Here is a 13,138-nt window from a genome sequence, read left to right as displayed (position 1 = left end):
GGCTGTGGAGAAATATCTGCGCGAAATGGGCGTAAACATCTTGCTTAACAAGATGGTGACCGACTATAAGGACCATAAGGTGATGCTGGCCGATGGCTCTTCTATATCTACTCGCACGTTTATTTGGGTAAGCGGCGTGGCTGGACAGTGCGTTGGAAACCTGGATGCCGGCCATTTAGGTCGTGGACGGCGCATTAAGGTGGACACTTTCAACCGGGTTGAGGGACTTGAAGACGTGTTCTGCATTGGCGACCAATGTATTGTTGAAGGCGATAAAGACTATCCCAATGGGCATCCGCAATTGGCACAAGTGGCCATTCAGCAGGGTAAAAACCTGGCTAAAAACCTGAAACGCATGGCAAAGGCAAAGCCGTTAAGCCCTTTCCGCTATAAAAACCTTGGCGCAATGGCCACCGTTGGTCGCAACAAAGCCGTGGCCGAGTTTGCTAAAATAAAGATGAAAGGCTTTGGGGCATGGTTCATGTGGCTTGTTGTGCACCTCCGTTCCATCTTAGGCGTACGCAACAAGATGGTGGTTTTGCTCAATTGGATGTGGAATTACTTTAACTATAATCAGTCGTTGCGCATGATTTTCTACCCCAAGAAGGCCAAAGAGATACGCGAAAGGGAAGAGCGCGAGGCCAAAACACATTGGGGAGAGGACCTGATGGAACAATAAAAACGCAAAGGAGGTGAGAGAAAAGCGCGCGCCAAAAAGGCGCGTTATAGAACGCCGAATGCCCCCAAAGTCTAAAACTTAGGCGAGCAGACGTTCACCCTTTCACTTTTTTTCGTACTTTTGCAATCATAAAGCACATAGTAAGAAAGTATGAACGTATTAGAACTAAGTGAGCAGGAGATAGTAAGAAGACAGAGCCTGCAAGAGTTGCGCGACTTGGGAATCGACCCTTATCCCGCGGCAGAGTATCCCACTGATGCTTTTTCAACCGATATAAGAGATAACTTTAAGGACGACGAGCAACGCGAAGTGTGCATTGCCGGCCGGATGATGACGCGCCGCGTGATGGGAAAAGCCAGCTTTATGGAGCTGCAAGATTCCAAAGGCCGTATTCAGGTGTATGTTACTCGCGACGACATCTGTCCCGGTGAGAACAAGGAACTGTACAACACGGTGTTTAAACGTTTGCTCGACATCGGCGACTTTGTAGGCGTACGCGGTTTCGTATTCCGCACACAGACGGGCGAAATATCGGTTCATGCCAAAGAACTAACGCTGTTGAGCAAGAGCATCAAGCCACTTCCCGTTGTGAAATATAAGGATGGAGTGGCTTACGACAAGTTCGACGACCCCGAATTGCGTTTCCGTCAACGCTATGTAGACCTTGTTGTGAACGAAGGCGTTAAGGAAACGTTCTTAAAACGCGCTAAGGTAATTAGCACGATGCGCCAATTTTTCGACGAAGCAGGCTATACCGAGGTTGAAACACCTACGCTGCAAAGTATCGCAGGCGGCGCTACGGCGCGCCCATTCATTACACATTTCAATGCGCTGAACCAAGAAATGTTCTTGCGTATCGCCACCGAGCTTTATCTAAAGCGACTTATCGTAGGCGGATTTGAGGGTGTCTATGAGATTGGAAAGAACTTCCGCAACGAGGGAATGGACAGAACGCACAACCCAGAGTTCACGTTGATGGAGCTTTATGTGCAATATAAGGACTACAATTGGATGATGTCGTTCACCGAACGCCTGCTCGAAACCATCTGCGTGGCCGTTAATGGTAAGCCAGAAAGCGTGGTTGATGGGCAGGTTATCAGCTTTAAGGCTCCCTATCGTCGCTTGCCCATCCTCGATGCCATAAAGGAAAAGACTGGCTATGACCTCGATGGCAAGACGGAGGAAGAGATTAGACAGGTGTGCAAGGAGTTGAAATTGGACATAGACGACACGATGGGCAAAGGAAAGCTTATCGATGAGATTTTCGGAGAGTTCTGCGAAGGTCAGTTTATTCAGCCGACTTTCATCACCGACTATCCTGTTGAGATGAGTCCGCTAACAAAGATGCACCGCTCTAAACCCAGATTGACCGAGCGTTTCGAGTTAATGGTGAACGGAAAAGAATTGGCTAACGCTTATTCTGAACTTAACGACCCCATCGACCAGGAGGAACGTTTCGTTGAACAGATGAAACTTGCCGATAAGGGCGACGACGAGGCGATGATAATAGATAAGGACTTCCTTCGTTCTTTGCAGTACGGCATGCCCCCAACGTCGGGTATCGGCATTGGCATAGACCGCCTCGTGATGCTTATGACGGGTCAAACCGCCATTCAAGAGGTGTTGCTCTTCCCACAGATGCGTCCCGAAAAGAGCATTCCTAAGAGCACTACGGCCGAGTGGCAAGCGCTGGGAGTGCCCGCCGAATGGGTGCCCGTGTTCAATAAAGCTGGCTATAACCTCATCTCTGACATAAAAGAGGTGAAGGCGCAAAAGCTGCAAATGGACGTTTGCAATGTAAACAAGAAATATAAACTAGGGTATGAGAACCCGAAGGTGGACGCCTTCCAAGCTTGGATAGACAAGGCCAACGAAGGTTAAGGCACGGCAAGGGGTGAAAGGGAACGGCATAAGGTGCAGGCCTTTGATTTTCCTTTCCACCCCCTTTTACCAAGCTCTTTCCGAGGATTAAAAGGCAATGTTTGCCAATCTCCTTGCTCCTTCTCACCTTTAACCCTTTCACTTAACCATGTTCAACTGCGGTAAAATAGCAATAGTGGGAGGTGGTAGCTGGGCTACTGCCATTGCCAAAATTGTGGTGCGGCACACGCATCACATCGGATGGTATATGCGCCGCGACGACCGTATAGACGACTTCAAGCGTTTGGGACACAATCCTGCCTACTTGATGAGCGTGCATTTTAACGTAGACGAGATTTACTTTTCGAGCGACATCAACAAGATTGTAGAGAACTACGACACACTTGTGTTTGTTACACCCTCGCCTTACTTGAAGAGCCATCTCAAAAAGTTAAAGACGCGTTTGCACGATAAGTTTGTGGTTACGGCCATTAAGGGACTTGTGTCTGACGACAATTTGCTTTGCTCCGAGTTTTTCCATCAGGTGTACGATGTGCCTTACGCCAATATTGCTTGCATCGGTGGCCCGTCGCATGCCGAAGAGGTGGCTCTCGAAAGGTTATCTTATCTCACCGTTGGCTGTGCCGACAGAGAGAAAGCGCAAGCCTTCACCGAGATATTAAGCAGCGATTTCATCAAGACAAAGACCAGTCAGGATGTCGTGGGCATTGAATATTCGTCGGTATTGAAAAACGTTTACGCCATTGCCGCAGGCATTTGTAGCGGTTTGAAGTATGGGGACAATTTCCAAGCTGTGCTCATGTCCAACGCTGTTCAAGAGATGTCGCGTTTCCTTTCGGCGGTACATCCCCTCGAACGCAGTGTTTACGATAGTGTTTATCTCGGCGATTTGCTGGTTACAGGCTACTCTAATTTCTCGCGAAACCGTACCTTTGGCACAATGATTGGCAAGGGATATAGCGTTAAAAGCGCGCAAATAGAAATGGAAATGATTGCTGAAGGTTATTTCGGCACGAAATGTATGAAGGAGACTAACAGACATCTGCACGTGAACATGCCGATTCTCGATGCCGTATATAATATATTGTACGAGAAGATTTCGCCACAAGTGGAGATAAAGTTGCTTACTGATAGCTTTAGATAAATCGTCAAAATAAATGCACTTTTTTGACAGAAGAACATAAGAACATGTTCTTGATTTAAGCTTTTCATAATATAGACGATAATATGGAGGTAGAAAATGCGATAACTAAGATTGTAAATTGTGCTTACACAGTGCACAAACAGCTGTCTATTGGTTTTGCAGAGAACATATACAAGAATGCAATGGTCATTGAGATGAGGGAACAAGGTCTTAGTGTAAAGACAGAAATGCCTTTTGAAGTAATGTATAAAGGTCGCGTAGTTGGAAGTTATCGAGCTGACATTGTGGTGGAAGATAAAGTCATACTGGAGCTTAAAGCAGTTCATTCACTTGCGGTTGCGCACGAAATACAGCTAGTAAACTACCTTACGGCTCTGCATATCGACTATGGTCTACTGATCAATTTTGGTAGTGAACTCATAACTATTAAACGTAAATACAGAACTTATCGCAAAGCACTTTAAGCATTATTGCAGGCCAAAGGCATTTAATTTCCTCAAAGGAATTTCCTTTTCAATAAACGTATGTCCTTCTGTTCTTCTGTCAAAGAATCGTGTATTTCTGTCAAAATAGCAACATTATATAAAGATTAAGTTACATATAATAACCCCCGACCTAAAAACATGTCCTTCTGTTCTTCTGTCAAAAGAACATGCGTTTATGTCAAAAACAAATATATAAGATGAAAAATATCAGCTTAGACATCACCAAAGCCGCCCAATTTCTTAGTGAGGGCGCAGTGAAAGCCTACGAGCCGAAAGTGAAAGCGGCACAAGAGGCTCTGGAAAATGGCACTTGTCCTGGTAACGACTTCTTGGGTTGGCTGCATTTGCCCAGCTCCATCACACCCCAATTTCTAGACGAGGTCCAGGCCGTTACCAACACCTTGCGTCAGAAATGCGAAGTAATCGTCGTGGCAGGCATCGGTGGCAGCTACCTCGGTGCGCGTGCCATAATCGAGGCTTTGGATAATTCGTTCGCATGGCTTGTGGGCGATAAGACAAATCCCACTATTGTTTTCGCAGGAAACAACATCGGCGAAGACTATCTCTTCGAACTTTCCGCCTATTTAAAGGATAAACGTTTCGGTGTGATTAATATCTCCAAGTCGGGTACTACCACTGAGACGGCTCTCGCATTCCGTCTACTTAAAAAGCAATGCGAAGAACAACGCGGTAAGGCGGAGGCCAAAGACGTTATCGTGGCCATTACAGATGCCAAACGTGGAGCTGCAAGGGCTGCCGCCGACAAAGAAGGTTATAAGACCTTTGTGATACCCGACAATGTGGGTGGACGTTTCTCTGTACTGACACCTGTTGGCCTATTGCCCATCGCTTGCGCAGGTTTCGACATTAAGGCATTGGTTAATGGTGCCGCCGATATGGAGAAAGCCACAGCCCCCAGCGTTCCCTTTGCTGAGAACATCGCTGCTCAATACGCTGCCGTGCGCAACGCACTGTACACCGAAAAGGGAAAGAAAATCGAGATAATGGTGAACTATCAGCCTAAGTTGCACTTCATTGCCGAATGGTGGAAACAACTTTACGGCGAAAGCGAAGGTAAGGAACACAAAGGCATTTTCCCCGCATCGTGCGACTTTACCACCGACTTGCATTCTATGGGCCAGTGGATTCAAGAGGGCGAACGTAGCATCTTCGAAACCGTAATAAGCGTGGAACAACCTGCAAAAAAACTGTTGTTCCCCAGCGATGATGAGAACCTAGACGGCCTGAACTTCCTTGCCGGCAAGCGTGTTGACGAGGTTAACAAGATGGCCGAATTGGGAACGTTGCTCGCTCACGTAGATGGTGGTGTGCCAAATATCCGCATCAGCGTGCCCGAACTGAACGAATATTACATCGGACAATTGATTTATTTCTTCGAAATAGGTTGTGGCATCAGCGGAAACGTGCTTGGTGTAAATCCGTTTAACCAGCCGGGCGTTGAGGCTTACAAGAAAAACATGTTTGCCTTACTAGACAAACCTGGTTACGAGGCCGAGAGCAAGGCAATAAAAGAACGACTGAAATAAATTCCTTAATTTGCGAAACGCCTCTTCGCCTGCAAGAACGAAGAGGCGTTTTGCTTGTTTTTATATTCGCAAATGAACAACATGTATGCTCCCACTTCGTCTTGCCTGCCTTTTGGCCATGCGCAAGAGGTGAAGTCTTATTTGGAAAATCGCGGTTTCGATAGCTTTCAACCGCAAGCTGTGCTCTTCGATATGGATGGCGTTTTGTACGACTCCATGCCCAATCATGCCCGTTGTTGGCAAGAGGCAATGGCTAAGTTCGGACTGAAAATGACTGCTGCCGATGTATATGCCACCGAAGGAATGCGCGGTGTAGAAACCATTAGGTTGATGGTGAAGGCACAACAGGGGCGTGACATATCGGAAGACGAGGCGCAAATGATGTACGATGAAAAAGCGCGACTTTTCGGATTACTACCCAAAGCACCTATTATGGATGGCGTTTTAGACCTGATGGAGAAAATAAAGACGGCTGACATGGGCATTGTCGTGGTTACGGGGAGCGGACAACGACCGCTGATTGAGCGTTTGCAACACGATTTCAAAGGATTTGTTACGGCCGATAAAATCGTGTCGGCGTATGATGTGACGCGTGGAAAACCTGCTCCCGACCCTTATCTGATGGGCTTGCAAAAGGCTGGTAACTTGCAACCCTGGCAAGGAGTTGTTGTAGAAAATGCACCAATGGGCGTACGCGCTGGTGTTGCGGCAAAGATATTTACGATAGCCGTTAATAGCGGACCATTGCCAAATACCACCTTGGCAGGAGAAGGAGCAAACATCGTGTTCGATAGAATGACGCAATTACGCGATGTCTGGAAGAGTGAGCATGACTGATTTTAGTTTCATATCGCATGCCATTGGCAAGGCGATGGTGGCCGAAGTTGCCGCCAACGATATGCTTTTGACCGCCCCCGAAGATGCAAACGACCTTTTGGGAAATGCCTATTATCAAGGTTTCGATGGCATGATCATCTCTGCCGACAAAATTTCGCCACGCTTTTTCGACCTCAAAACGAGGTTGGCAGGCGAGATTTTGCAAAAGTTCTCCACCTTTCGGGTGCGTTTGGCCATCGTTGGCAACTTCTCTACCTTTACCAGCGAAAGCCTTAAAAGTTTCGTTTACGAAAGCAATCGTGGTAACCTAATACACTTTTCGCCAACCACAGCCGATGCCGTAGCTTGGTTTGAAAATCAGTTTTGTCATCGTTAAGAATTACTTCGTAGCGAAACATACCTTGATACCTCTGCGCAAACCTATACGTTCAAAAGAGTCGCCATTGATTATCTATTAGTTGCCAGTTCTAAAACTCCCTTACGGTGGGGGAGGTTACAGAGGCCTCACTATATTATTTGGAAACCACAAAGTTTGCTGTTTTAAACCACCAAGTAACTGATGTACACAAACATCGTGAGTTCTGTGATAGAATGCCATGTCTATGTAACATTACATGCCTATCGTTGTTGCTTTGTTTACAGGCCTCAAAGTCCTATAATGTGTGTTTAGTTTGTAATCCATGATATGTTAGGGCGTTAAGTCTTGTTAGCTAACAAGCACATATAGGCTATTCTAATCCGTAACGCTTACCGAAGTATGAGCGATGAAAAGTCTCAAATCTCTTATTTTTGATTTAATGAAAGAAAAACGCATTTGTGTGTCACAAAATTCAATGATCTGCGTACTATAAGTAAATAACAGAACATCAGATGACCGTCGACGAATATAAAGAAGAAGTGGAACGCAACCGACCGCGCATGCTTTCCGTTGCTCGCAGCTATCTAAAAGCTGGCGAAGAGGCGGAGGATGTTGTGCAGGACGTGCTGCTGAAACTCTGGCAATTGCTCGACAAGTTGCGTATTCCCATGGGGCCTTTAGCTTTGGTGCTGGTGAGAAACCGCTGTATCGATTGTTTACGGCGACTCCAAACCACCATTGCCCTTCCCGAAAATGTGGCGGAAAGCGAGCCAACATGCGACGAACGCTATGAAAAGGTGATGCGGCTTGTTGACAAATTGCCCACGATGCAGCAGACAATCATGCGGCTTCGCCATATGGAGGGTATGGAAATGTGTGAGATTGCAGCACTCACGGGAAGTAACGAAACGGCTGTCAGAAAGGCATTGAGCCGTGCACGACAGGCCATCAGACAGCAATTAAAACAACAAAGCAATGAATAAGGACGATGAAATCAGAATTTTAGTGGCTCGTTTCATGGAGGGTGACACCACACTTGATGAAGAAGGCAAGCTTTATTGCTATTTTTCTGGCGATGAGGTGTCGGACGACTTGCTACCGATGTGCGAATATTTTCGCTCAATTGCAACCATGCGTACACCCAACCATCGGCGACATAAAAGGCTACCTGTGCTGCATGGCCTGCTTTCACGCCCATTGTTCATCGGCATAGCTGCCTCGGTTGCTTTGCTTGTTGTGGTTGGAGTGGGCGGTATGTTGTGGCAACCAGAACCACAAGACTATTGCGAGGCCTACATCTACAATAGGCATGTGACTGCCCCCGCCACCGTAATGGAAGAGGTAGATGAGACGCTGCAAGCCATTAGTCAGGATGGCGAATTAAATGTTGATGGTCAGTTGCACGACATTTTCGGAAAGCAATAAATGGAATAAGATTAAATACATCGTTATGAAACTTCGTTTTTTCTTAACAGCTATCGTGGCGTTTCTTGCCTTTGAGGCTCAAGCTCAGCAAGGTTTGAACGTTAATGCGCTCTTTCAAGGTAAAGTGGTGCCCCACGAAGAGATGGTAGACGTCAGGGTGAAAGGCCGTGCCATCAGCAAATACAAGCTTGATTTCTATCGCAGTATTCGTTTCAATGCCACCGAACAGCAGCGAAAAGTGGTAGACGATTTGGTTGACAGCGACTGCAAAACGGCTATGGGAACAGAACAAACCACCCGAAACGGCACGACAACCCTTATCATGACGCTACCCAAACAGGGCAATATGAACCGCTACCTGTGCTACATCACCTGCCGAAAAGGGCGGACGACCGTGATTACTGTGGTCTATATGGAAGGCAAAGTGGAAAGTATTGCCGAACTCAGAAAACTAATACATTAAAGATATAGTTATGGAAAAGATCTTAGTTTGCATGGCATTGACCTTTAACTTGGCTGCCAAAGCTACACCGTCAGACAACGACACGGTGGTTGTTGAACGGCCCCAGAAAGTGAGAATCATCACTGGCGACTCTGTACAAAGCGTAGAAGTGTGGGGCAAAGAGGGAAATCAAACTTTTCACTATGTGAGCAATATCCAGCTTGTTGACAGCAATTACGTGAGTACTTCGACCATCAACGACGACACCTGGAGCTTCTCTATTGCAGGTTTCAGTAAGCCACGAAGGAAAAAATCCAGGACAGAGTGCACCACTCACTTCGTTGTAGGTTTCAACAACGCTGTAGGAATGCCGACAGGTGCCGACATTCAGCCCTTCAAATCATGGGAATTGTGGTGGATTGTGACCGATTGGACCTACCGCCCGTGGCGAAACAATCACTTTCTTTCAATGGGATTGGGGCTCGATTGGAGAAATTATCGCATGACTGATGACCTGCGTTTCGTGAAAGACAACCGGTCGGTTGCCCTCGACACTTACCCCACAGGCAGCAGTCCTCAGTTCTCTCGCATCAAGGTATTCAGCATCAATCTTCCAATTCGCTATGGTTACGAAGGCAAATGGTTTGGTTTCAGTCTCGGCCCAGTGATCAATTTCAACACTTACGGTAGCCTAAAAACACGCTACGAAAAGGATGGTCATGAGTTGAAAGATGTAGACAAAGATGTACGCATCACTCCGGTAACCGTTGATTTTATGGGTACATTCTCTATTCGGGGTGTTCCTGATTTCTATTTTAAGTATAGTCCTTGCAACTTGTTGCGCGATGGCTATGGACCTAAGTTCAGAACCTTGTCGTTCGGACTAATGTTCTAGCACATGGATATGTAGTAATAAGGTGAAAACTAGATCAGTTTTCACCTTATCTATTTGTCGTCCATTTCTGCCTTTTCCAATTAGTGCAACTGGGTAAACCAAAATAATGGTTGCGTATGCGCGCATGTTGCCATCAATCGGATTAACAAACTGTCAACAGAATTGCTCAGTAAGTAACGTGTTGCCTAGAAAGATGGGACGTGCAAGGTTGAAGAACAAAACAGTATAAGTTAATGGTGAAGAACCGCTTGTACCCCATTAAGCGGCAATGAAAATGGGATTTTTCCGAAATCCAAGGCCGCATGCATGGACGTTTTGATGTTCTGAATGTGTCAAAAGATTATGCTGCTGTCTGCTAAAAGATTTAAAACAGCAAATAGGGTGTTCAGGTTGCCAGCAAACAGAAAAGTCGGTTTCACCTCTCACCCCAAATAAGCCCCTTTCTGTTCTACACAAGCGCGAAATAGTGGTCAGCAGGTTGGGTTTAAAGGCGCAACTGGGTGAATTGTGAAGGCCTTACGCGTTTCGTTGCCCTATATCATTACCTCAGTAATGACTTAAACTTGTTCGCATCATTGCGCCCATCATGTTTAGTTTTATCGCTTATGCCGAGAGATAGCTGTCAGCCCTATCTCCGAAATCGTCTGTTTGCGATATGTTAATACGGTAAGTATATTTTACAAAACACAGTCTTCGGCCGAACCTGTCTAGAAGAAAATAACCACTAAAAGCCATATAAAATGCGCCCAAACGATGAAATTTCAGCTATTCTTGGGTGCTTACCCCCTCCGATTTTGGTCATTTACTATGCTTTTGCATTTCTCTTTGAAGAAAAATTCCCGAAAATTTGCATCCGCAATCACAAGAAAATGGTGCTTAATCGCTAGTTATTGTAACGCATTTTGCACCAAAACGCAGTGCAATATGCACCAAAACGCAATGCAATATGCACCAAAACGCAATGCAATATGCACCAAAACGCGGTGCAATATGCACCAAAACACAGTGCAATATGCACCAAAACGCGAGGTAAAATGCAGCAAAATGCAGCAAAAAGCCATAAAAAGCACCATTTTAAGGGATATTTATAGGCATTTTGAACATTTTGAATAAAAAATTGCTTGGTGGCGTTTGGTTGATCACTTCATATCGTTTTGCACCCCTAATACATGCTAAAAAGCATGCATTTGTGCATCTCCCGTCGTAAACGTCAATGAGTCAATTGGTTACAAACTTTAAAAATACGCGTGAATTTCCGACCGATGCCTGGAAATTTTACGGCGAGGGCACTCATAATGTTAAATTATGGTACAAATGTTTTACAATCTTGTGACCGTTATTCTGAGCCATCGCATGACTTCGTTGAATTTAATCCCTGTACCAACAAAAGAACACTTACATAGAAGAACTTTCGGGAAGAATGATAGTTTGAAAGGGGGCTTACTTTTCGAAAACGAAATCCGCAAAGCCTATTGATGGGCATTATAAATAGAGGAACTGAGCCGATTTGAAGTTTAGCGGACAGCAACAGACAGGCTACCACTGCTATCGAAGAAACAGCCCCGATGAACTTATCCCGAATTGGCGAAAGCAATGTAAGGCAGCTATGGCTCATTAATGAAAAAGCCTGTAACCAAAGAAGTTGGTCGCAGGCTTTTATTAGATATAAATGTAGGACTCTTTCGCCCAAACGATGTCGCTATACAACTTTAAATTCATCCGCAGAAGAAGAGTACAATGAGCTGCGCCGTGAAAATACGCAAGAACATACTTAGCGGATAAACCGTGGAGTAGCCAATACCAGGTGCCTCGCGCGAGCAAATCTGGTTGGCGTATGCCAATGCGGGTGGGTCTGTACAGGTACCAGCAAGCATTCCCATGATGGTGAAGTAATTAAACTTGTATACCAATCGGGTGATTGTGCCGACGATGAGGATGGGAATAACTGTTATGATGAAACCAGTGTACACATATTTAATTCCATCACCTTGTATAACAGTGTCCCAAAAATGCGCACCCGCCTTTATTCCAACGCTTGCAAGGAAAAGTGCCAAGCCTATTTCTCGAAGCATTAAGTTGGCTGATGTGGTTGTGTAGGTTATCAGCTTGAATTTATAACCGAAACGCCCAATAAGGATGGCGATAACCAACGGGCCGCCAGCGATACCCAACTTGAGGGCGGCAGGGATGCCTTGGATGTGCAAAGGAATGCTTCCGAAAAGTATTCCCACGATGATGCCAATGAAGATTGTGGCCACATTGGGGGCATCCAAACGGCGAGCAGAGTTGCCAAGCACTTCGGCTACGCGGTCAACATGGTCTTCGGGACCGACAGCTACTACGCGGTCGCCGATTTGGAAACGGTGGCTTGGACTAGCAAAGAGGTTCATGCCTTGGCGAGTAATACGCGTGATGTTAACGCCATATACGCTAGTAAAGTGCATTTCGCGCAGCAATTTGCCATTGATGGCGGGGCGGGTAACCACAATGCGCTTAGAAACAAGGGGCTGTTCCTTGTCTTCGTAAGCCCATTCTTCTGGTAGCTTTTCGCCGATAAACACCTGAATGGCCTCCGCATCGCTCTCTGCGCAGACAATAAGTGCCTCGTCGCCTACCGAGAACACAGTATCTTGCTGAGGAATGACCACTTTCCCATCGTGATACAATCTGGTGCATACCATATCGCGGTTTAGGAACTCGGAGATTTGGCCAAGCGTTCGTCCGTCGAGATACGAGTTGTTCACCCTCACGTGCATGATATGTGGTTTGGCGTGTGGGTCTTCATTTTCTTGTTCTGCAAGTTTTTCCTCCTCCTCTTGCAGGTCAACACGGCAGATGTACCTAACGGCTATAGTTGCACCGATAATACCTAGCACACCCAAAGGATAGGCACACGCATACCCCGAAGCTATTTGCGGTAGACCATTGGGGAACGATTTCTCCATACTTGATAGAGCTTCGTTGGCTGCACCAAGACCAGGCGTGTTCGTTACTGCACCCGAAAGTGTTCCAACCATCATGGGGAGCGCATTGACGTCCGTAGTGTCGAAGAAGATGAAGTAGCAGGCAAACATCACAGCCACGTTCAACAAGATAAGGCTCACAGAAAGTAAGTTGAGCTTGATGCCGCCTTTCTTGAAACTTTCGAAGAAACCTGGGCCAACCTGCAAACCAATACAGAAGACAAAGAGGATAAGCCCAAAGTCTTGCATAAAGGTTAAAATGTTAATTGGAGCTGTGAACTTGATGTGTCCGGCAAGGATACCAACAAACAAAACGAAAGTTACTCCGAGCGATATTCCGCCAATTTTCACTTTTCCGAGTAACACACCGCCTGCAATGACGACGGAGTAGAGCAACACGATGTGCGCCACCGAGTCGTTGGTGTTAAAAAGAGCAATTAACCAGTCCATTTTTTTCGAGGATAGGGTTGTTTTTAATAGTT

General features: G+C 46.1%; 12 protein-coding genes. 11 read left to right on the top strand and 1 reads right to left on the bottom strand.

The annotated features are described in order from the left end of the window. From BN93_RS11005 to BN93_RS10955, 11 genes are all read left to right on the top strand, one after another. Window positions 1-679: NAD(P)/FAD-dependent oxidoreductase (locus BN93_RS11005; RefSeq protein WP_198007515.1), on the top strand; the 679-nt coding region annotated here is incomplete at its 5' end. A gap of 150 nt (window positions 680-829) precedes the next feature. Next, window positions 830-2,560, top strand: coding sequence for a lysine--tRNA ligase (lysS, locus tag BN93_RS11000; protein WP_019188373.1), 1,731 nt, complete (start codon window positions 830-832; stop codon window positions 2,558-2,560). Window positions 2,561-2,708: 148 nt separating this feature from the next. Continuing rightward, window positions 2,709-3,704: an NAD(P)H-dependent glycerol-3-phosphate dehydrogenase gene (locus BN93_RS10995; RefSeq protein ID WP_019188372.1), complete on the top strand. Its 996-nt coding sequence runs from the start codon at window positions 2,709-2,711 to the stop codon at window positions 3,702-3,704. Between the two features lie 83 nt (window positions 3,705-3,787). Then, the gene (locus BN93_RS10990; RefSeq protein WP_019188371.1) at window positions 3,788-4,168 is read left to right on the top strand and encodes a GxxExxY protein; all 381 of its coding nucleotides are present in this window, start codon (window positions 3,788-3,790) and stop codon (window positions 4,166-4,168) included. Window positions 4,169-4,386: 218 nt separating this feature from the next. Continuing rightward, window positions 4,387-5,736, top strand: coding sequence for a glucose-6-phosphate isomerase (locus BN93_RS10985; RefSeq protein WP_019188370.1), 1,350 nt, complete (start codon window positions 4,387-4,389; stop codon window positions 5,734-5,736). Window positions 5,737-5,817: 81 nt separating this feature from the next. Then, complete coding sequence (locus BN93_RS10980; RefSeq protein WP_044260622.1) at window positions 5,818-6,573, top strand: HAD family hydrolase; 756 nt, start codon at window positions 5,818-5,820, stop codon at window positions 6,571-6,573. Beyond that, window positions 6,548-6,949: a DUF4180 domain-containing protein gene (locus BN93_RS10975; protein ID WP_232211173.1), complete on the top strand. Its 402-nt coding sequence runs from the start codon at window positions 6,548-6,550 to the stop codon at window positions 6,947-6,949. The genes BN93_RS10980 and BN93_RS10975 overlap by 26 nt, the downstream gene beginning before the upstream one ends. A gap of 494 nt (window positions 6,950-7,443) precedes the next feature. Then, the gene (locus BN93_RS10970; RefSeq protein ID WP_019188367.1) at window positions 7,444-7,914 is read left to right on the top strand and encodes an RNA polymerase sigma factor; all 471 of its coding nucleotides are present in this window, start codon (window positions 7,444-7,446) and stop codon (window positions 7,912-7,914) included. Next, window positions 7,907-8,356 (top strand): hypothetical protein, encoded by a 450-nt coding sequence (locus BN93_RS10965; RefSeq protein ID WP_019188366.1) that lies wholly within the window; start codon window positions 7,907-7,909, stop codon window positions 8,354-8,356. Before BN93_RS10970 ends, BN93_RS10965 begins: the two co-directional genes overlap by 8 nt. Before the next feature lie 25 nt (window positions 8,357-8,381). Next, window positions 8,382-8,819: a DUF6108 family protein gene (locus tag BN93_RS10960; RefSeq protein WP_019188365.1), complete on the top strand. Its 438-nt coding sequence runs from the start codon at window positions 8,382-8,384 to the stop codon at window positions 8,817-8,819. A 10-nt stretch (window positions 8,820-8,829) separates the two neighbouring features. Then, on the top strand, window positions 8,830-9,693 hold the full coding sequence (locus BN93_RS10955; RefSeq protein ID WP_019188364.1) for a hypothetical protein: 864 nt from the start codon (window positions 8,830-8,832) through the stop codon (window positions 9,691-9,693). A 1,715-nt stretch (window positions 9,694-11,408) separates the two neighbouring features. Here the strand turns inward: BN93_RS10955 and BN93_RS10945 are convergent. Next, complete coding sequence (locus BN93_RS10945; RefSeq protein ID WP_019188362.1) at window positions 11,409-13,106, bottom strand: putative transporter; 1,698 nt, start codon at window positions 13,104-13,106, stop codon at window positions 11,409-11,411. Window positions 13,107-13,138 lie beyond the last annotated feature (32 nt).

The sequence above is a fragment of the Prevotella conceptionensis 9403948 genome, from assembly GCF_000312305.1.
Taxonomy (GTDB): domain Bacteria; phylum Bacteroidota; class Bacteroidia; order Bacteroidales; family Bacteroidaceae; genus Prevotella; species Prevotella conceptionensis.
Note: the sequence above shows the minus strand (reverse complement) of the source record. Positions and strands in the feature narration are given on the sequence as shown.

Excerpts from the sequence above, each read along its gene's own strand:
- lysS (WP_019188373.1), top strand. The coding sequence starts at position 830 with ATGAACGTATTAGAACTAAGTGAGCAGGAGATAGTAAGAAGACAGAGC.
- BN93_RS10995 (WP_019188372.1), top strand. The coding sequence starts at position 2,709 with ATGTTCAACTGCGGTAAAATAGCAATAGTGGGAGGTGGTAGCTGGGCT.
- BN93_RS10990 (WP_019188371.1), top strand. The coding sequence starts at position 3,788 with ATGGAGGTAGAAAATGCGATAACTAAGATTGTAAATTGTGCTTACACA.
- BN93_RS10985 (WP_019188370.1), top strand. The coding sequence starts at position 4,387 with ATGAAAAATATCAGCTTAGACATCACCAAAGCCGCCCAATTTCTTAGT.
- BN93_RS10980 (WP_044260622.1), top strand. The coding sequence starts at position 5,818 with ATGTATGCTCCCACTTCGTCTTGCCTGCCTTTTGGCCATGCGCAAGAG.
- BN93_RS10975 (WP_232211173.1), top strand. The coding sequence starts at position 6,548 with ATGTCTGGAAGAGTGAGCATGACTGATTTTAGTTTCATATCGCATGCC.
- BN93_RS10970 (WP_019188367.1), top strand. The coding sequence starts at position 7,444 with ATGACCGTCGACGAATATAAAGAAGAAGTGGAACGCAACCGACCGCGC.
- BN93_RS10965 (WP_019188366.1), top strand. The coding sequence starts at position 7,907 with ATGAATAAGGACGATGAAATCAGAATTTTAGTGGCTCGTTTCATGGAG.
- BN93_RS10960 (WP_019188365.1), top strand. The coding sequence starts at position 8,382 with ATGAAACTTCGTTTTTTCTTAACAGCTATCGTGGCGTTTCTTGCCTTT.
- BN93_RS10955 (WP_019188364.1), top strand. The coding sequence starts at position 8,830 with ATGGAAAAGATCTTAGTTTGCATGGCATTGACCTTTAACTTGGCTGCC.
- BN93_RS10945 (WP_019188362.1), bottom strand. The coding sequence starts at position 13,106 with ATGGACTGGTTAATTGCTCTTTTTAACACCAACGACTCGGTGGCGCAC.